This window comes from Nonomuraea sp. NPDC048882, from assembly GCF_040649755.1.
GTDB lineage: Bacteria > Actinomycetota > Actinomycetes > Streptosporangiales > Streptosporangiaceae > Nonomuraea > Nonomuraea maheshkhaliensis.
In genome coordinates this window covers 16,911-35,609 of sequence record NZ_JBEZGB010000022.1, presented here as the reverse complement: position 1 = coordinate 35,609, position 18,699 = coordinate 16,911, and the positions used below count along the sequence as shown (strand labels likewise).

Here is an 18,699-nt window from a genome sequence, read left to right as displayed (position 1 = left end):
CATGAGCAGGAAGATGATGAACGCGATCGCCGGGCTGAGCGTGACGGCCGGTCTGCTGGTCTCGGCCGGCGCACCGGCGGGCGCCCAGGTCAGCCAGGCTGCCGCATCAGGCCGGGCCGGCACGGCCGCGGTGGCCGCGCCGAAGCCGCCGAAGGGCGCCAGGGCGGTGGTTCAGGTGAGCCCCAACCCCACCACCAGGCGAGGCCAGCGGGTGACGATCACCGGCCACTGCGGCGGCGGTAAGGGGCTCAAGGCGGTGCTGGCCGGGGTGGACAGGAAGCACCCGGTGCTGCGGGACATCCGCATCGTCAAGGACGACGCGAAGGGGTTCGTGGCGAAGGCGACCCTCGCCCCCGAGATCGGCAACGGCGTCGGTCCCGTCTTCGTCGACTGCGGCGGCGAGGCGGGAGTGACCCTCCTCGTCACCCACGTCTGAGCCCATGGCGGAACCATCCCCACGCCGCGAAGCCGCTCCGGCCCGGCACCTCGCCCGGATCACCGACCTCGCGCTCTCCGTCCTCACCCTGGTCTTCTTCGTCGCCGTGGCCCTCGCCACCGGGGTGCACGGCCCCTGGTCGGGCCCGATCCCCCTAGGGCTGTTCCTCGGCGCGCTGCTTCTGGTCAGACGCCGATGGCCGATGACCGTGCTGCTGCTGTCGATCGGCGGCGTCCTCGTCTACCACCTGACCGGGCACTGGCCTCCCGCCGGGTGGATCTGGCCGGCCGCGGTCGCCTACTTCACCGCCGCCACCACGCCACGCGTGCGCTGGGCGGCCGCCGCCGGCCTGGCCCAGCTGGTCTACTCCGCGATCGACTTCCGCCCGATCCTGGACCTCAACCCCAGCCGCTACCTGATCCACGTCGTCGGAGAAGGACTGCTCCTCGCGATCCTCATCGCCGCGGGCCGCGCCTACGCCGCCGCGCTGCGCCGGCGCGAACAACTGCGCGAGGCCGACGACCGGGCCCGCGTGGCGGAGGAACGGCTGCGCGTCTCGCACGAGGTGCACGACGTGATCGCCCACACGCTGGCCGTCGTCGGCGTGCAGCTCAACGTGGCCGCCGACGCCCTGGAGGAGGAGGACCAGGCCGCGGCCGCCGCCGCGCTGAGCCTGGCGAAAGACGTCAGGAACCGGGCGATGGCCGACCTTCGCGCCCTCATCACGGTCCTGCGCGACGGCCCGGAGGGCACCGCGCCCCAGGCCGATCTGGCCTCCCTGGACACGCTCGTCGCCGACGCCCGCGCCGCCGGCCTTGAGGTGACCTTCGAGGAGCACGGCGACCGGGCCGCCGTCACCGCCATTCCCGCCATCGCCGTGCACCGCGTCGTACAGGAGTCCCTCGCCAACACGCTCAAGCACGCCGACGCGAGCGAGGCCGCGGTGACGATCGGCTACGGACCCCGCTCGATCACCGTGGAGGTCTCCGACAACGGCCGAGGCGCTCCGGCAGATGCCGCAGGAGCCGCGACGGCCGGGGGTCACGGGCTGGCCGGCATGCGGGAACGGGTGAGCGCACTCGGGGGCGCGCTCACCGCGGGACCCGCACCAGGCGGCGGCTTCACCGTACGGGCCGAGATCCCTGTGGCAGGCTCGTCGGCATGACGATCACGGTGCTCCTCGCCGACGACCAGGCACTCGTCCGGGCCGGCTTTCGCAGCCTGCTGGCCCGCTCACGGGACCTCACGGTCGTCGGCGAGGCCCAGGACGGCGACGAGGCCGTACGGCTGGCGTCGAGCACCCGTCCCGACGTGATCCTCATGGACATCCGCATGCCCGGCACCGACGGGATCACCGCGACGCGCCGCATCGTCACCGACCCGGCCACGCGGGGCTGCCGCGTCATCATCCTCACCACGTTCGACACCGACGAACACGTTTTCGCCGCCCTGCGCGCCGGAGCCAGCGGCTTCCTCACCAAGGAGGTCGAACCCGCCGAGCTCCGCCGCGCGGTCGCCGCCGTCGCCGGCGGGGACGCGCTCCTGTCGCCGGGCGTGACCCGCCGCGTCATCGAGCAGTTCGCCCACCGGCAGGACCTCACGCCCGCCGCGGGGGAGCGGCTGGCCGCCCTCACCTCCAGGGAACGGGAGACGGTCAGGCTGGTGGCGCTCGGCCTGTCCAACCAGGAGATCGCCGAGCGCCTCGTCATCAGCCCGCTCACCGCCAAGACCCACATCACCAGGGCCATCGCCAAGCTGAACGTGCGCGACCGGGTCCAGCTCGTCATCCTGGCGTACGAGAGCGGCCTGATCAGGCCGGGCGGGTGAGCCCGAGGTCCTGAGCAGGCACGCCCGTCACCCGTCCGGGAGGTCGCCGGGGACGACGGCGACCGGGCAGGCGGCGTGCTCGACCATCGCCCTGACGACCGTGCTCAGCCGGCCGTGGTGGCGGGTCCGTTCCGCGCCCACGACGACCAGGCTCGCCCGGCAGGACGCCGTGCGCAGGGCCTCCTTCGCCGGCGCGGTGGCGGCCTGCGCCTCCACGCCCACGTCCGTGTGCCGGACGCGCCAGGGGGCCAGGCGTTCCTCCATCCGTTCGCGCCCGGTCGCGGTGGCGGCCTCGACGTCGGGCACGGGCGCCATCGCCACTCCCCATGCCAGGTTCTGCAGGTGCACGGCGTGCACGGTCATGAGCGGAAGCTGACGCAGGGCGGCCTCGTCGAAGGCGAACTGCAGGGCCGCGTCCGGCGTGGCCGGGCTGAGGCCGAGGACCACGGGGCCGGGACGGGACGACGCCGGTATCGGGCCGGGGCCGCGTACGACGATCACCGGGGACCGTGCGTGGGCGGCGACATAAGTGGCGACCGAGCCGACGAGCGACCTGGCCAGGGATCCCAGGCCCCGGGAGCCGACGACGACGAGGGCGGCGCCGGTCGACAGTTCGACGAGGCGTTCGGCGGGCGATCCCTCGTACAGGTCGGTCATGACATGGTCGACGGCGCTGGTGGCGCGGGCGCAATCGGCGCCGTGGGAGAGCACGTGCTCGGCCGCCTTGCGCAGATGGAGCTTGGCCTCCTCGGACGCCTCGCCGTACGGCCAGTGCCAGGCGTGCGTCAGCGTCAGCGGCAGCCCCCTCAGCTCGCACTCGTCGAGCGCCCAGTCCAGAGCCTGGACCGAGAAGTCGGAGCCGTCGTAACCGACGACCACGCTGCGGACTTCGGTCATGGTTGTCACCTCGCATCCGCGACCCCAGACCGCCGGACTCTCACCACCGGCTACCCCATGGGAGGGGGCCTATCCCTGGGTCGCGCCGTGGAAGCGGGCACGCGGTCACGGGACGGACCTCTTCATCGGGTGCGCTATCGTAATTGCGCAGATTCGTAATTAATGAATGCGGCATGAATGCGTGTGTTCGGGAGACCGCGGGATGGGACGGAGGGCCCGTGATGTCGGTGCCGCTGTACGAGGCCAAGGCCGAGCTGTTCCGCCTCCTGGGCCATCCGGTCCGGATCCGGGTGCTGGAGCTGCTCCAGGACGGGCCGAAACCGGTCCGCGAGCTGCTGGCCGCGATCGAGGTGGAGCCGACCGGCCTGTCGCAACATCTGGCGGTGCTGCGCCGCTCCGGCCTGGTCACCGCGCAGCGGGAGGGCACCACCGTGGTCTACGCGCTGGCCGGCGGCCGGGTGGCCGGTCTGCTGCGCGCGGCTCGCGAGCTCCTGGCCGAGAAGCTGTCCGGCCAGCACGAGCTGCTCAACGAGCTGCTGGAGGGCGGTGAAGAAGATGTGGCGCAAGATCGTTAAGACGGGGCGGGTGGCCGAGCCCGCTCCGGAGCGCGCCGACGGCGAGGTGCCCGAGAAGGCCGCGGAGCTCGCCGGATCGGTGCAGATCAGGCACGTGGACGCGGGGTCGTGCAACGGGTGCGAGGTGGAGATCGCCTCGGCGTTCGGCCCGGTGTACGACGCCGAGCGGTACGGCGCGCGGCTGGTGGCCTCCCCGCGGCACGCCGACGCCCTGCTGGTGACGGGGCCGGTGACGCGCAACATGGAGATGGCGCTGCGCCGTACCCACGACGCGGTCTCCGAGCCGCGGCTGGTGATCGCGCTGGGCGACTGCGCCCGCGACTGCGGCGTGTTCGCCGGCGCGTACGGCGTGGCCGGGGCGGTGCGCGACGTGGTGGACGTGGACGTGGAGGTGCCGGGCTGCCCGCCGCGTCCCGAGGAGATCGTGGCGGCGTTGCGCGGGCTGACCGGCCGATGAACCTCGTCGGCACCCTGTACGTGACGGCCCTGGCCGGCTGCGCGCTCGCCGCGCTGGCCGCCCTGACGGCTCCGGCGCGGGCCAGGCTGCCGCTGGCGGGCTGGTGCACCGCCGTCGCGGGGGCCGTGGGAGCGGCGGCGGGAGTCTTCGCCCTTGCCGGCGGCGTTTCTCTGGGTGGTCCGGTGGGCGGGCACGGCCCGAGCTGGTCGGCCTGGCTGCCGGACCTGCTGCCCCTGGCCGGCGTGCGGCTCGCGATCGACCCCCTGGGCGGGGTGTTCATCGCGGTCATCGGGCTGGTGACCGTGTGCGCGGCGATCTACGGCATCGGCTACTGCGCCCACGGCCTCGACGGGCGCCTGTTCCAGGCCGTGCTGCCGCTGTTCGTGGCGGCCCTGCTGCTGGTGCCCGCTGCGGCGAGCGTGAGCACGTTCCTGCTCACCTGGGAGCTGATGGCGGTGACCTCGCTGCTGCTGGTGCTGGCCGAGCACCGGCGGCGGGCGGAGGTGGGCCGGGCCGGGCTCTGGTACGCGGTCATGACGCACCTCGGCCTCGTGGCCATCCTGACCGGGCTGGTGGCGTTCGCCGCCGGGGCCGCCGGCGAGAGCTTCGCCCAGTTGCGCGCCGCCGAGCTGTCCTCGGGCGCCGCGACCGTCGTGTTCCTGGCGACGGCGGCCGGGTTCGCCTCCAAGGCCGGCATCGTGCCGCTGCACGTCTGGCTGCCCCGGGCGCATCCGGAGGCGCCGAGCCACGTCTCGGCGCTGATGAGCGCGGCGATGGTGAACCTGGGCGCGTACGGGATCATCAGGGTCGGGCTCGACCTGCTGGGCGGCGGGCCGGCCTGGTGGTGGCTGCTGGTGCTGGCGGCCGGCGCGCTGTCGGCGCTGTACGGCATCCTCCAGGCGGCGGTCACCTCCGACCTGAAGCGGCTCCTGGGCTACTCCACGACGGAGAACCTCGGCCTGGTGCTGGTCGGCGTGGGCGCGTCCGGCTTCTTCGCCGTCTCCGGCCTCCCCGTGCCGGCCGCGCTGGCGCTGGCCGCGGCCCTGCTCCACGTGGTCAACCACGCGGCGTTCAAGACGGTGCTGTTCCTGTCGGCCGGCTCGGTGTTGCACGCCACCGGCACCCGCGACCTCGACGCGCTGGGCGGGCTGCGCACCCGGCTGCCCTACACCACGGCCGTGTTCGCCGTCGGCGCGCTGTGCGCCTCGGCGCTGCCGCCCGGCAACGCCTTCGTCAGCGAGTGGCTGCTGCTGCAGAGCCTGATCCACGCCCTGCCCGGCGCCGGGGTGGCGGGCGCGGTGACGATGCCACTGGCCGTCGGGGTGATCGCGTTGTCGGCCGGACTGGCCGTGGCGACCTTCGTCAAGGCGTTCGGGGTGGGCTTCCTGGCCCGGCCGCGCAGCGCCGAGGCCGAGCGGGCGACCGAGAGCCCGCCGTCGATGCTGGCCGCGATGACGTTCGCGGCGGTGAGCTGCGTGGTGCTGGCGCTGGCCCCCACGCTGGTCGTGCCCGCGCTCGGCCGGGCGGTCGGCGTGATCTTCCCCGGGCGCGACGTGGTCAGCGGGGAGCTGACGCTGCGGCTGGCGGGCGTCTCGGGGATGATCTCGCCGCTGCTCATCGCCGTCGCCCTGGTGGCCGCCGTCGCGGCCGTGCTCGGCCTGGTACGGATCACGGCCACGCGACGGGCCAGGCGCGCCGCCCGGCTGTGGGACTGCGGCGCCGGCCCCATGTCGGCCCGGATGGAGTACACCGCCACCTCGTTCGCCGAGCCGCTGCAACGGGTCTTCGACGACGTACTGGCCCCCGAGAGCGATGTGGACGTCACCCCGATGAAGGAATCGGCCTATCTGGTGGAACGCGTGCGTTTCCAGGCGCGCGTGCCCGATCGCATCGAGCACCGGCTCTACGGTCCGCTGATCGCCGCGGCGGCGGCCCTCGGGAACAGGGCGCGCGCCCTGGCCACCGGCAGCGTGCACCGCTATCTCGGCTACGGCTTCTGGGCGCTGACCGGCGCGCTGATCGTCCTGGTGGTGCTGTGGTGACGGGCACGATCGGAGCGGTGCTCCAGGTTCTCGCCATCGCGGTCGGCTCGCCGCTGCTCGTGGGGGTGATGCGGCAGGTCCGCGCCCGCATGGAGGGACGCGCGGGAGCCGGCATCGCCCAGCCGTGGCGCGACCTGCGCAAGCTGATGCGCAAGCAGGCGATCTCGCCCCACGGCACCGGCTGGGTGTTCCGCCTCGCGCCGCTGCTGCTGGCAGGCACGGCCCTGGTGGCGGCCGCCGTCGTCCCGCTGGTGACCACGGCCTCGCCGCTGGACGGCGTCGCCGACCTGTTCGCGGTGACCGCGCTGCTCGCCCTGGGCTCGGTGGCGCTGGCGCTCGGCGCGCTCGACACCGGGACCGCGTTCGGCGGCATGGGCGCCAGCCGCGAGATGACCGTGCTGGCGCTGGTCGAGCCGACGATCCTGGTGTCGGTGTTCGCGCTGTCGATCAGGGTCGGCTCCACCAACCTGGGCTCGATCGTCACCGCGACGGCCGAGGATCCACTGTCGGTGATCTCGCCGGTGAGCGCGCTGGCCGCGGTCGCGCTGGCCATCGTCACGATCGCGGAGACCGGCCGCATCCCCGTGGACAACCCGTCCACGCACCTTGAGCTCACGATGATCCACGAGGCCATGGTGCTGGAGTACGCGGGACCGGACCTGGCGCTGATCGAGTGGGCCTCGGCGATGCGGCTGTCGGTGCTGCTGGGCCTGCTGGCGAGCCTGTTCTTCCCGCTCGGCATCGCGGGCGCTGACGCAGGGACGCTCGCGCTGCCGCTGGCCGTGGTCGCGATCGTGGTCAAGGTGGCGCTGCTGGGCGTGCTGCTGGCGGCCGGCGAGGTCTTCATGGCCAAGCTGCGATTGTTCCGCGTGCCCGAGCTGCTGGCCGGGTCGTTCCTGCTGGCGCTGCTGGCCGTGGCCGCCTCCTTCTTCCTGGCCTGAAACGGGGGCGAGACACATGACCGATGCTCTGTACGTCCAAGCGCTCTACCTGGCGTGCGGCGCGTTCCTGCTGACCGGCGTGATGGTGTTGTGGCGGCGCGAGCTGTCGGCGATCGTGCGGCTGTTCACCCTGCAAGGGGTGGCGTTGACCGCGCTCGTCGTCGTCCTCGGCCTCTGGCACGGCGAGCTGGAGCTGATCCTGGTCGGCGCCGGGGTGGGCGCCCTGCGGGCCGGGCTGCTGCCGTACCTGATGCGCCGCGCGCTGGTGGCCGGCGGCGCGGGCCGCGAGACGCAGCCGCTGGTCAACGTGGCCACCTCGCTGCTGGTGGCGGCGGTGCTGGCGATGCTGGCGTACGCGGTCTCCCAGCCGCTCATCCGGCTGTCGCCCACGCCGGCCACGCAGGCGGTGCCCGTCGCGCTGACCGTGCTGCTGATCGGGTTCTTCGTCCTGGTGACCCGTAAGCGGGCGCTGTCGCACGTGGTGGGCTTCCTGCTGATGGACAACGCCATCACCGCCGCCGCGTTCCTCACCACCAGCGGCGTCCCCCTGGTGGTCGAGCTCGGGATCTCCCTGGACGTCCTGCTGGCCGTGCTGGTGCTGCAGGTGCTGACCACCCGGATGCGGGCCGCGTTCGGCGGTACCGACCTCGACGAGCTGCGGGAGTTGCACGACTGATGGAAAGCCTGCTGGTGCTCGCTCCGGTCGCGGTGCCCGCCGTCGCCGCGTGCCTGTACGCGGTGCTCGGCTGGAACCGGGTCACCGCCTGGCTCGGAACACTCTCGGCGGCCGTGTTGCTGGCCTGCGCGGTCGCGCTGTCCACGGCATCGGCCACAGCTGGATCCACGGTCGGGTCCACGGCTGGATCTGCGGCTCTTTCTACGGCGGGTACGCGTGAGGCGCTGGGCGGGCTGCTCTTCAGCGATGCCCTGAGCGCCTTCATGCTGATCGTGGTCGGCGTGGTCGCGCTGCTCGCGATGGCCGCCAGCCCCGCCTACCTGGCGGCCGAGCTCGCCGCCGGGCACACCGGCCCGCGCGCGATGCGCCGCTACGGCGTACTGACGCAGGCGTTCATCGCCGCGATGGCGCTCGCCGTCCTGGCCTCCGGGCTGGGCCTGCTGTGGGTAGCCATCGAGGCGACCACCATCGTGACCGCGTTCCTGGTCGGGCACCGGCGCACCCGCGCGGCCACGGAGGCCGCGTGGAAGTACGTGGTCATCTGCTCGGTCGGCATCGCGCTCGCGCTGCTCGGCATCGTCATGGTCCACTACGCCGGCACGCACGCCGGCGTGACCTCCCTGGACTGGGCGCCGCTGGCCGAGGGCGCGAGCCGGCTCGATCCCGGCGTGATGCGCGTCGCGGTCATGCTGCTCGTGCTCGGGTTCGGCACCAAGGCCGGGCTGGCGCCGATGCACGCCTGGCTGCCCGACGCGCACAGCCAGGCCCCGGCCCCCGTCTCCGCGCTGATGTCCGGGGTGCTGCTGTCGGTGGCCTTCTACGCCGTCCTGCGGGTCAAGGTCATCGCCGACGTGGCGCTCGGCGCCGGATTCGTCCGGACGCTGCTGGTCATCGTGGCGCTCGCCTCCCTGACGGTGGCCGCGCTGCTGCTGCTCGGGCAGCGCGACTACAAGCGGCTGCTGGCCTACTCCAGCATCGAGCACATGGGGCTGCTCGCCCTCGGCGCGGCGATCGGCACCAGCCTCGCCCTGGTCGCGGTCCTGCTGCACATCCTCGGGCACGGGCTCGGCAAGTCGGTGCTGTTCCTGGCCGCGGGCCGGCTGCACCAGACGTACGGCAGCAGCCTGATCGGAGCGGTCCGCGGCCTGGCGAGTAAAGCCCCGCTGCTGGCCGGGACCTTCGCGCTGGGACTGCTGGCCCTGCTGGGGATGCCCCCGCTCAGCCTGTTCGCCAGCGAACTGGGCCTGGCCCGGGCGGGCTTCGCCGCCGGGCTGGGCTGGCCGGTGGCGGCGGCGCTGGTGCTGATGCTGGTCATCGTCGCCGCCGTCACCCGCCACACCCGCCACATGCTCCTCGGCGACGGACCAGACGGTGGGCCGGGTGGGGTCGTCACGCTGCCCCGCAGTCTGGCCGTGCCGCTGGTCGCGGGGCTGGCCGCGTGTGCCGTGCTGGGCGTCACCCTCGGACCACTGCACTCCCTGCTGCAAGCCGCCGCCGTGATCGCCGGAGCGACCCCGTGAGCATCCGTACCACCGCCGTGATCGCCGGAGCGACCTCATGAGCATGCGTACCATCGCCGACATCAGCCCAGGCGAGCTGCCGGAGCAAGCGGCGCGGCTCCTCGCCGACGGCCACAGGCTGGCGCTGATCTCCGCAGGTCAGGAGGCGGAGGAGTTCGCCCTGGCGTACCTGTTCGTCGCCGGCGGCCCCGACCGCCGTGCCGAGCTGCACGTGCGTCTGCCCGTCGCGCGCCCGGCCGTGCCGAGCCTGGCTCGCCTGTCCTTCCCGGCCGGCCGGTTCGAACGCGAGATCCGCGACCTGTACGGCATCACCCCGCTCGACCATCCCCTCCCGCGCCGCCTCGTGCGCCACCACCACTGGCCGCGCGGCTGGTACCCGATGCGCGCCGACGCCGGCCCGCCCCCCGCCTTCGGCGACCCCGAAGGCCCGTACCCGTTCCTCACCGTGGAGGGCCAGGGCGTCTACGAGATCCCCGTCGGACCCGTCCACGCCGGCCTCATCGAACCCGGGCACTTCCGCTTCTCCGTGGTCGGCGAGACCATCATCAAGCTCAAGGCCCGGCTCTGGTTCGTGCACAAGGGCATCGAGAAGCTCTTCGAGGGCCGCCGCCCCGAGGACGGGCTGGAGCTGGCCGAACGCGTCAGCGGCGACACCAGCGTCGGCCACGCGCTCGCGTACTGCCTCGCCGTGGAGGAGGCCACCCAGGCCGAGGTGAGCGAGCGCGCGCAGCGGGACCGTGCCGTGCTGCTGGAGCTGGAACGCCTCTACAACCACGTCACCGACCTGGGCGCGCTCTGCAACGACGTCGCCTACGGCATCATGCACGCCCAGACCGGCCGCATCAGGGAACAACTCCTGCGCATCAACGACGAGGTCACCGGGCACCGGCTGCTGCGCGGCGGCGTCCGCCTCGGCGGCGCCGAGCTGCGGACGCTGCCCGATCCAGAACGGCTGCACGCCATCGGCGCGGACGTCGCCGAACTGACCGCACTCGCCCTGCGGCACACCGTGGTCGCCGACCGCTTCACCGGCACCGCCGTCCTGTCCGCCGACGCCGCCCGCGACCTCGGCACCCTCGGCTACGTGGCCCGCGCCAGCGGCCTCGACCCCGACGCCCGCCGCGACCACCCGTTCGCCGACCTCGGGGACTTCACCCCCGTCCGCCACACCGGCGGGGACGTGCTGGCCCGCTTCCAGGTCAGGGCCGAGGAGATCGCCGCCTCCATCGCGCTGATCACCCACCTGGTCGGCTCTTCCCCGTCGGGGGACATGCGCCCGGAGGAGCCGTCGTCCTCGGGCGTGGGCCTGGTCGAGGGCTGGCGTGGCACGATCGCCCACCGCGTCGAACTCGCCCCCGACGGCACCCTCGCCCGCGTGAAGATCGTCGACCCGTCCTTCTTCAACTGGCCTGCCCTGCCCGTGGCGCTGGGCAGCGCGATCGTCCCGGACTTCCCCCTGGTCAACAAGAGCTTCAACCTGTCCTACGCCGGCAACGACCTCTGACGACGACCGGTACCGGGAGCCCGCCGGTACCTTCAAGCCGAAGCCCGAACGCATCTAGCAATCCGGCGCGGTGGCGGCGGCCCGGGGACGTCACTCGCCGGTCGTGACCGTGAGGGTGGCGTCGACGATGCGGTGGTCGGAGCAGGGCTTGTCGCGGTTGGCGCCACAGACGTGGCCGATCGGCAGGGCGTCCGCGTTGTAAGCGGTCAGCCGGGCGGCGGGGGAGAAGATCAGGTCGACCTTGCCGGACTGGCCGCAGGCGCCCAGCCGGTTGCTCTCGGTGGTCTGCTCGCCCCAGCCCGGGCAGGCGGGCTCGCGGTCGTCGAGCTCGTGGTAGCGGCCGGTGTTGGCGCGGTTGGCGTCGGTGTCGATCGAGGGGTCGTACCAGGTGTCCAGCAGTGGTGAGTGCGGCTGCACGTTGAAGTCGCCCGCGATGATCGGGACCTCGCCCCGGGAGCGGTAGGACTCCAGAACGTCGTGCACCCGGCCGAGCTGGGCGGCCCTGTGGGCGGCGACGGTGGTCAGGTGGGTGGTACAGAACCTGACGGCCGTGGGCTGGGCCGTGACGGGCGCGCAGAGGAGTTTGCGCTGCCTGCCCGACCCGTCGTCCGGCAAAGTCTCCCGTAGCGTGCCGCCCAGCGGGAAGCGGCTGAACAGGGCGATGCCGATGCCGTGCCCGGCGCAGTAGCCGGGGTCGCCCGCCGCCGTCATCGGCTCGTAGCGGGCGAAGTTCGCCGGATCGCTCGGCCAGCCCATGCGCTGCAGGGCGTCGATCACGGCGCCGTACTGGTTGCGGCAGATCTCGTTGACGGACACGAGGTCCGGGTTGCGGTAGCTGATCGAGCCGGCGATGGCCTGGATGACGCCGTTCGTCGTCGAACCCAGGTGCTGGTGGTGACCGGCCATGTTCCAGTGCCAGATCTTGTACGTCACGGTCGCGGCGGAGTTCGCGGTCGTGGCAGCGGGCGCGGGGCCGGCCGGCAGGGCGACGGTGGCGACGAGGATCGCGGCGACGGTCAGTAACCGGCGCGCGAGATCCGGCATGGGTGAGATCCGCATGGGTCCCCTTCTCCGATGATCAACTCATCGCCATCCTGGCCGAAGGACGGTTCCGGCGCCAGGCGCGGATCGGGCGGAGGGGCGTCCCGGGGCGAAGGTGCGGTGCGCGTCCGGATATTTCCGGCGTCGGATGGACAGTCGGATGGACAATGGCGCCGACGTGGCCGGACTTATGGCGGACATTCGCCGGACATTTGCCGCCGAATGCCGGTCGTATGGGGAATTGCGCAGATCAACGGCGGGCCCGCGTGGATAGAGTGGCTGCCGGTCGATCCGGATCGCGTGCGACACGACACAGGGCCCTGCTTGTGCCGGCGATCGGGCGATCCGCAGGAAAGGAAAAGAGACATGTATTCGAGATTCGCCATCATCGGCACGCTGGCCGCGGCCATTGTCACCGCCGGTTCCGTTGTCTCCACGGCCCACGCTGAGGCCGGGCCGCGGAGCATTCCCCTGGTACGCTACTTCGACGGTTTGAAGCATTATGTGACCAGCGGCCCGCGGCCCGGCCCGAACTACCGCGAAGAAGGCCGGTTTCCCATTCTGACCAGAAACACCCCCGGCACGAGGGCGATCTACGGCTGCCTCGCCGGCCACGCCCCGCGTGACCAGTTCCTGTCCGCCACGGCCGACTGCGAGAACAGGCCGGGCAACGCCGGGAAGAACACGCTCCTGCGCCGGGAGGGGTTCCTCTACACGAGCCCGGGCGCGGGCAGGCGGCCCCTGTACCGCTGCTACGTCCCGCACACGAAGAGCCACTTCGTGTCCGTCCGCTCCGACTGCGAGTCCAATCCGCCGACGTCGAAGGTGAACGCCGAGTTCATCCTGGGGTACTTCCCGTCCGCCGGCCGGTGACGAGGGGCGGGGGTCAGCGCAGCGCCCCGCATGCCGAGAACTCGGCAGAATGGCTGTCGCCGATGGCGGCGGATTCAGCGAATCATTTCGCCACCTCGTTTCGGCCTCGTCCCCGCCGCATCGTCTCCTGAGAAAAGGAAACCCCCCGTCATCCATCGAGAGGCGGCGGTCAAGCCCGCGTGAAGCCATCAAGAAACTGCCGATCGTTAGCCTGAGGATGCGAAAGGGGCACGTACGGTGCGAATTGCTTGCACCGGGTCTCTTGCGCGGCTATTTCCGCTGCCAGAAGGAGTGGTATTCGCATGGCGAAAGCTCTGACACTCAGAGTACTGCGTCTCAACAGGGGCAAGATGGGTGGACGCTACCACTGGGCGACGCCTACCGGATGAACACGGGGAAGGTCCGGCCGAAAGGCCGGGCCTGCCCTTCCCATCGAAGGGAATCGATGTCCGAGCGATATCAACCCGTCCCGGCCCGCCCGGCCGGTTTCCGATCGGCAACACCTACGAGTACGACCAGGACCGCCTGGCTTTCCTGGCGCGAGCCCAGCGCGACTACGGAGACGTGTTCCGGTTCAGCCCGACGGCGATCACCGTCGTCGGCCTGCTGGCGCTGCTGTGGGTCATGCGGATGGACGTCACGCCGTGGCGGCTCGTGCCCGCTCTCGTGGTCGCGTGGCTGGGATCCAGCCTGATGATGGGGCGCACCGTCGGGGCCGCGATCCTCGCGGTCATGAGGAGGCGTGGCGTGCCCGTCCGCGCCCTCGTCAGAAACGCCGCGACGCTCCCCGGGCATCCGCTCGTCGACATCGTCGAGGGCGACTACGACGACCCGCGTTCCCTCGACGCCGCGACCGCCGGCATGGAGGCGGTCTTCGTGCTGACGACGCCCGACTCGCCCGTACCGCGGCACGATAGGGCCCTTGTCCGGGCGGCCCGGTCGGCGGGCGTCTCCAGACTCGTCAAGCTCTCCGCCACCAGCGCCGGCGCGCGGGGTCCTGACGGCAGGATCGTGGGGCCCTGGCACCGCGCCGCCGAGGACGCCGTGACCGCGTCCGGGCTGTCCTGGACGATCCTGCGCGCGCCCAGTTTCGCGTCGAACTTCCTGCGCTGGGCCGACCTGATCGACCAGGGACTGCCGATCCCCAACATGACGGGTTCCGGCCGCCAGGGCGTCATCGACCCGCGGGACGTGGCCGCCGTCGCGGCCGCGTGCCTGCTCACCGGCGTCGGCGCGGGACGGGCGATCACCCTGACGGGCCCGGAGCCGTTGAGCGTCCCCGACCAGGTCGCCTGCCTGGCGCGGGTGCTCGGACGCGAGATCACCACCGTGGACGTGCCGCCCGACCAGGCGCGGGTACGGATGCGCTCGGCCGGGATGGACGCCCCCGCCGTCGAAGCGGTCGTCGCCGGCGCGACCTGGGCACGGGAAGGAGGCGGAGTGTCCTCCACGCCCGGCGTCGTCACCGTACGGGACCGGCGGCATCCTCGTGCGGGCCCGGCGGCGTCACCGTACGGGGCCGACGGCGTCGTCGCCGAAGACGGCGGCGAGGGCCTTGCCGATCAGCTCGGGCAGGTCGGTGCGCCCGTCGTCCTCGGCCCAGCGCACCAGTGCCGTGTGCAGGGCGGCCAGGCAGGCACTGGCCGCCGCCTGCGCCTGGAACGCCGTGTCGGGGTCGGTGGCGTCGTCGCCCAGGGCGCCGATGATGGCCTGCTGGAGGGCGTACTGGTTGTCCAGGTGCCTGGCCCGCAACGCAGGAGTCGAGATCATCAACTGGAGGCGGGCGAGCAGGAGCTGACGGTCCGCGTCGCCGGTCAGGGCGGTGGCCGCGTCGATGAGCGCGCCGCCGATGCGACGGACCAGCGGCCCGCCGGCGGGCGACGCGACGATCCGCTCGGCGACGAGCTCCGCGTGCTGGTCGACCAGGACCAGGTCCTCCTTGGTGGCGAAGTGCCGGTAGACGGTCATGGGTGACACACCGGCCGCCTCGGCGACGTCGTTCATCGTCGTGGCGTCGTAGCCGCGCTCACTGAACAGCCGGACCGCGTGCGCCTGGATCGTGCGCCGTGTCTGGGCCCGTCGTCGCGCTCGCAGGGTTGAGTGCTGGTCGGTCATGTGTTAGACACTACCCTCATGATAGTCACTACCAACTTGGTAGCGACTAACGTTAAGGAGTGGTGGACATGAACGATCTGACCGGCAGAACGGCCCTGGTCACCGGAGCGTCCCGCGGCATCGGCCAGGCGATCGCCGTCCGGCTGGCGGCCAGGGGAGCGACGGTGATCGTGCACTTCGGCGCGGACGAGGACGGCGCGGCGGCCACCGTCGGCGAGATCGAAAGCGGCGGCGGGCACGCCTTCGCCGTCCAGGCGAGGCTCGGCGCGGACGGCGACGTCGAGACGCTCTTCGCGGGGATGGAGGCGGGTCTGGGGGGACGGCCGCTCGGCATCCTGGTCAACAACGCGGCGGCCCCGCCCGCCGGCCCGCTCGGCGGCACGACCAGGGCCGAGTTCGACCACCTTTTCGCGGTGAACGTACGGGCGCCGTACTTCATCATCCAGCGGGCGCTGCCCCTGATGCGGGACGGCGGCCGGATCGTCACGATCTCGTCCGTCGCGACCAGGATGGCCAACCCCGCCCAGACGTCCTTCGCCATGACCAAGGGCGCGATCGAGACGATGAGCCTGACCCTGGCCAACGAACTCGGCGCCAGGGGCATCACGGTCAACGCGGTCGCCCCCGGCGCCACCCGCACACCGGCCAACGCCTCCGTCTTCGAGGCTCCGGGTCTGGCCGGGTTCATCGCGGGAGCGACGGCGCTCGACCGGCTCGGCGGCGCCGACGACGTCGCCGACGTGGTCGCGTTCCTCGCCTCCGACGCCGCCCGCTGGGTCACCGGCCAGGTCATCGACGCCAGCGGCGGCCTGTTCCTGGGCCCGCGCACCTGACGCGACCCCCCGGTCACAGGCACTCGCTCGGCTGAGGGCAGCTGTGCCCGGCCGGGTCAGGTGGGTGTCGCCAGCCCGGTCACGATGGCCCGGGCCACGGGGGAGGGGTCCGAGCCGTCCAGGACGAACCCGTCCGGCACGTGCACCGCGGGCTGGGCCATCATGCGCGGGGCCGGGCCGCGGTGCGGCCAGGTGGCGGTGTGTATGACGAACGGATGGCACAGGTAGACGTCGCCCGCCCGGCCGGTGGCGTGTGCGGTGGCCCGGCACAGCACCGACGGCCGCCACTTCGCGCCCACCTCCGCGCCGTTGATCCCGGCCTCCCCGTACGGCTGCAAAATCGGCGGGATGTGTAGGTGTGAGCCTTTGACGAGCCGGGTCGGGGCGTCATCGGGGCCGGTGTCGGAGAACAGGAACAGCGCGAGCAGCCCCCGCCCGCGCGAGCGCACGTTGGCCCAGTAGCCGCCGTCGGGGCCTTCGTAGCTGCCTTCGATGTGGTAGCCGGACCCCATGCCCGGATAGTCCTCCGACGGGAAACGGACGGGGATCAGGCCGCCCACCTCGGTGCTACGGGTCCACCTGCCCGGCCCGATCAGCTCGTCGTACGCGGCGGCCAGCGCCGGCGACGTGGCCGCCTCGGTGAACGGGGCACCGGAGGGGCAGGGGACGTCCACGCTCGGCCGCCAGGTGGCGGGGTCGTCCCGGCGGATGCCGTGCCCGGCCAGCGACTCCCAGATGATCTCCCGGCACGCCGCGGCCGTGTCCGCGCTGAAGGCGCCTCGGACGACCACGTAGCCGTCGCGTACGAAACCGTCCACATCCACGCGTCGATTGTGCGGCCTCCGCGTCCACAAAGCACCCGGGTTACCCGGTCGACCGGCGGCCTGTTCCTGGGGCCGCGCACCTGACGCGACCCCCGGGTCACAGGCGCTCGCTCAGGAGAGGGTGGCGGAGCCCGGCTGGGCGGACAGGAGGGTCTGGGTCCAGCCGGTGGCGTCGACGGTGCCGTGGCCGGTCAGGTCGTCGCCCTTGCCGTCGTAGGGGTCGGCGTCGTGGTAGCGGTAGAGGGCGCCGGCGGGGTGGTGGCCGTAGTAGACGCCCGCGCCGGGGGAGAGCAGGTGGGTGAAGTTCTGCCAGGTGGCGTCACGGAGCTGGTGACGCTGCCAGTCGTCGGCGCCGTTGACGCGGTAGGAGAGCAGTTGCCCGCTGGCGGTGGTGCCGAGCAGCCAGTCGGGGCCGGCGGTGGTCAGGGTCTTGAGGGTGAATCCGTCGCCGATGTGGGTGTTGCCGGTGATGTCGGCCAGTACGGGCTTCGCCGTTCCGATCGTGTAGCGGCGCAGCGTGCCGGCGGCGATGCCGTAGAGGTGGCCGTCGCCGTCGTAGGCGAGGTGGTCGTGGGTGTAGCCGTTACCGAGACGGACGGGCGGCTCGAACTCCAGGGTGTCGCCGTTGGTGCGGACGTCGACCCGGTAGAGCGTGCCGTCGGAGCCGGCCTTGGTGACCAGGATGGTGTTGTAGTTCAGCGTCGCCATGGCCTTGGGGGCGAAGCCGAGGGTGGCGGTGGAGACGACCGCGCCGTGGGTGCGCTTGCCGGTGGCGGCGTCGATGGCCGTGTAGGTGAGCCGGCCGTCCGGCAGCACCCCGTACACCGAGACGCGGCCCTTCGGGGAGGTCGTGGCGCAGTTGCGGCTGGTGACGTTGTTCCAGGTGCGGTCGTCCGACTGGCCGTAGGTGACGCCGTCGAAGGCCGGCCTGATCCGCTCGGAGCCCTCGAACCCCCAGGAGGCCGACCCGTCGCCGTCGGAGTCGCGCCCGAGCTCGAAGTGCAGGTGCGGATGGCCGTTCGCGGTCTCGCCGTCCTTGCCGACCTGGCCGATCACCGTGCCCCGCCGCACCGTGTCACCGGCCGACACGGCGCGGGACTTCAGATGGAGGTACGTGGTGAAGTAGCCCCCTCCGTGATCGATCTGGACCATGTTGCCCGCGTTGCGATGCTTGAACGACTGGTTCACCCGGCCCGCGGCGGGGGCGATCAGGGTGGCCCCCTCGGTGCCGTGCTGGTCGGGCTCCTTCACCATGTCCAGCGCCGGGGCGTGACCCCACGAGTCCAGCTGCCACTTCTGGCCGCAGGGGAACGGGAGCTGGAGATCGGGGGCCGCCATCGCCTGGCCGCTCGACGCGCCGGCGACGGTGAGGCCGGCGGCGAGCGTCACGGTGACGACGGATCGTAAGAGGACGGATCGGGACACTGTTCCTCCTGGGGTTTCCGGCGGGCCTGCTGCTCGCGGCCGGGCCGGATGGGGGATGTCAGAGGGCCCGGCGCGGATCGAGCCGTGGCCTTGTCACCTCGCCGACCGTAGAGATCGGTGGTATGCCGCTGGTATGCGGGATGGTCAGGGTGTCTGTTGCGGGCAGACCCGCTGATACGCCTCCTCGGGCATGTAGCGGGCCCACTCCGCGGGTGTGAGCGGCCGGCCCGCGATCTCGCACAGGGCGGCGACCGGGTCCGCGGGCCGGTCCAGGCTCCACAGGCGCACCGCGGCGTCGGCGGAGGAGGTGGCCAGCGTGCTCCCGTCCGGGGCGAACGCCACCGACCAGATCGCGTCACCGTGACCGATGAACGGGATGCCGACCGGCCGCCGCGTGGCCACGTCCCACAGCCGCGCCGTGAAGTCGTGGCCTCCGGCGCTCGCCACCTGACGTCCGTCGGGACTGAACGCCACCGACACCACCGGATACCCGTGGCCGGTGAGCGGGGCCCCGACCGGCTGGCGGGTGGCGAAGTCCCAGAGTCGTACCGTGTGGTCCTCGCTCGCGCTCGCCAGCAGCCGGCCGTCCGGGTCGAACGCCACGCCCCACACCGCGTCGTCGTGCGCACGCAACGGGGCTCCGGCCGGTCGGCGGCCGGCCACGTCCCACAGCCGGATCGTCAGGTCGGTGCCCCCGGCGGTGGCCAGCAACC

At 72.5% G+C, this 18,699-nt stretch carries 18 protein-coding genes and 1 pseudogene; 13 read left to right on the top strand and 6 right to left on the bottom strand.

Features of this window, described 5'->3' with window-relative positions; all coding sequences use genetic code 11:
• Position 1 precedes the first annotated feature (1 nt).
• The 3 genes from AB0C27_RS47750 to AB0C27_RS47740 are packed head-to-tail and all read left to right on the top strand — an operon-like array spanning position 2 to position 2,263.
• The gene (locus AB0C27_RS47750) at positions 2 to 436 is read left to right on the top strand and encodes a hypothetical protein (protein WP_357860002.1); all 435 of its coding nucleotides are present in this window, start codon (positions 2 to 4) and stop codon (positions 434 to 436) included.
• Between the two features lie 4 nt (positions 437 to 440).
• Positions 441 to 1,601, top strand: coding sequence for an ATP-binding protein (locus tag AB0C27_RS47745; protein WP_357859999.1), 1,161 nt, complete (start codon positions 441 to 443; stop codon positions 1,599 to 1,601).
• The gene (locus tag AB0C27_RS47740) at positions 1,598 to 2,263 is read left to right on the top strand and encodes a response regulator transcription factor (protein ID WP_357859996.1); all 666 of its coding nucleotides are present in this window, start codon (positions 1,598 to 1,600) and stop codon (positions 2,261 to 2,263) included. Before AB0C27_RS47745 ends, AB0C27_RS47740 begins: the two co-directional genes overlap by 4 nt.
• 27 nt (positions 2,264 to 2,290) lie before the next feature.
• On the opposite strand, the gene AB0C27_RS47735 is transcribed toward AB0C27_RS47740, so the two are convergent.
• Positions 2,291 to 3,160 (bottom strand): universal stress protein, encoded by an 870-nt coding sequence (locus AB0C27_RS47735; RefSeq protein WP_357859993.1) that lies wholly within the window; start codon positions 3,158 to 3,160, stop codon positions 2,291 to 2,293.
• A 221-nt stretch (positions 3,161 to 3,381) separates the two neighbouring features.
• Between AB0C27_RS47735 and AB0C27_RS47730 the strand changes: the two genes are divergently transcribed.
• The 7 genes from AB0C27_RS47730 to AB0C27_RS47700 are packed head-to-tail and all read left to right on the top strand — an operon-like array spanning position 3,382 to position 10,875.
• Positions 3,382 to 3,735 carry a metalloregulator ArsR/SmtB family transcription factor gene (locus AB0C27_RS47730; protein WP_357859991.1) on the top strand — a complete coding sequence of 118 codons (354 nt, stop codon included), beginning with the start codon at positions 3,382 to 3,384 and terminating at the stop codon, positions 3,733 to 3,735.
• The gene (locus AB0C27_RS47725; protein WP_357860339.1) at positions 3,716 to 4,192 is read left to right on the top strand and encodes an oxidoreductase; all 477 of its coding nucleotides are present in this window, start codon (positions 3,716 to 3,718) and stop codon (positions 4,190 to 4,192) included. The genes AB0C27_RS47730 and AB0C27_RS47725 overlap by 20 nt, the downstream gene beginning before the upstream one ends.
• Positions 4,189 to 6,234, top strand: coding sequence for a proton-conducting transporter membrane subunit (locus tag AB0C27_RS47720; protein WP_357859988.1), 2,046 nt, complete (start codon positions 4,189 to 4,191; stop codon positions 6,232 to 6,234). The genes AB0C27_RS47725 and AB0C27_RS47720 overlap by 4 nt, the downstream gene beginning before the upstream one ends.
• Entirely contained in the window at positions 6,231 to 7,175 is a 945-nt protein-coding gene (locus tag AB0C27_RS47715; protein WP_357859985.1) for an NADH-quinone oxidoreductase subunit H, read from the top strand. Before AB0C27_RS47720 ends, AB0C27_RS47715 begins: the two co-directional genes overlap by 4 nt.
• Positions 7,176 to 7,191: 16 nt before the next feature.
• Positions 7,192 to 7,851 (top strand): hypothetical protein, encoded by a 660-nt coding sequence (locus AB0C27_RS47710; protein ID WP_357859982.1) that lies wholly within the window; start codon positions 7,192 to 7,194, stop codon positions 7,849 to 7,851.
• Positions 7,851 to 9,371 (top strand): proton-conducting transporter membrane subunit, encoded by a 1,521-nt coding sequence (locus AB0C27_RS47705; protein WP_357859979.1) that lies wholly within the window; start codon positions 7,851 to 7,853, stop codon positions 9,369 to 9,371. Before AB0C27_RS47710 ends, AB0C27_RS47705 begins: the two co-directional genes overlap by 1 nt.
• A 37-nt stretch (positions 9,372 to 9,408) precedes the next feature.
• Entirely contained in the window at positions 9,409 to 10,875 is a 1,467-nt protein-coding gene (locus AB0C27_RS47700; protein WP_357859976.1) for an NADH-quinone oxidoreductase subunit C, read from the top strand.
• Between the two features lie 90 nt (positions 10,876 to 10,965).
• On the opposite strand, the gene AB0C27_RS47695 is transcribed toward AB0C27_RS47700, so the two are convergent.
• The gene (locus tag AB0C27_RS47695; RefSeq protein WP_357859973.1) at positions 10,966 to 11,934 is read right to left on the bottom strand and encodes an endonuclease/exonuclease/phosphatase family protein; all 969 of its coding nucleotides are present in this window, start codon (positions 11,932 to 11,934) and stop codon (positions 10,966 to 10,968) included.
• Between the two features lie 348 nt (positions 11,935 to 12,282).
• Between AB0C27_RS47695 and AB0C27_RS47690 the strand changes: the two genes are divergently transcribed.
• Both AB0C27_RS47690 and AB0C27_RS47685 read left to right on the top strand, forming a co-directional pair.
• Positions 12,283 to 12,789: a hypothetical protein gene (locus tag AB0C27_RS47690; protein WP_357859970.1), complete on the top strand. Its 507-nt coding sequence runs from the start codon at positions 12,283 to 12,285 to the stop codon at positions 12,787 to 12,789.
• 624 nt (positions 12,790 to 13,413) lie between these two features.
• Positions 13,414 to 13,947 (top strand): annotated as a pseudogene (locus AB0C27_RS47685) (NAD(P)H-binding protein); the annotation flags it as partial.
• 348 nt (positions 13,948 to 14,295) lie between these two features.
• On the opposite strand, the gene AB0C27_RS47680 reads toward AB0C27_RS47685, so the two are convergent.
• Positions 14,296 to 14,904 (bottom strand): helix-turn-helix domain-containing protein, encoded by a 609-nt coding sequence (locus AB0C27_RS47680; RefSeq protein WP_357859967.1) that lies wholly within the window; start codon positions 14,902 to 14,904, stop codon positions 14,296 to 14,298.
• A 68-nt stretch (positions 14,905 to 14,972) separates the two neighbouring features.
• Here AB0C27_RS47680 and AB0C27_RS47675 point away from each other — a divergent pair, with 68 nt between their 5' ends.
• Entirely contained in the window at positions 14,973 to 15,737 is a 765-nt protein-coding gene (locus AB0C27_RS47675) for an SDR family oxidoreductase (RefSeq protein ID WP_357859964.1), read from the top strand.
• A gap of 56 nt (positions 15,738 to 15,793) precedes the next feature.
• Here AB0C27_RS47675 and AB0C27_RS47670 read toward each other — a convergent pair whose 3' ends face one another.
• The 3 genes from AB0C27_RS47670 to AB0C27_RS47660 form a co-directional block, all read right to left on the bottom strand.
• On the bottom strand, positions 15,794 to 16,561 hold the full coding sequence (locus AB0C27_RS47670; RefSeq protein ID WP_357859963.1) for a phytanoyl-CoA dioxygenase: 768 nt from the start codon (positions 16,559 to 16,561) through the stop codon (positions 15,794 to 15,796).
• Positions 16,562 to 16,672: 111 nt separating this feature from the next.
• Positions 16,673 to 17,986: a M23 family metallopeptidase gene (locus tag AB0C27_RS47665; protein WP_357859960.1), complete on the bottom strand. Its 1,314-nt coding sequence runs from the start codon at positions 17,984 to 17,986 to the stop codon at positions 16,673 to 16,675.
• A gap of 144 nt (positions 17,987 to 18,130) precedes the next feature.
• Positions 18,131 to 18,697, bottom strand: a complete 567-nt coding sequence (locus AB0C27_RS47660) for a WD40 repeat domain-containing protein (protein WP_357860337.1) — start codon at positions 18,695 to 18,697, stop codon at positions 18,131 to 18,133.
• Between the last annotated feature and the right edge of the window lie 2 nt (positions 18,698 to 18,699).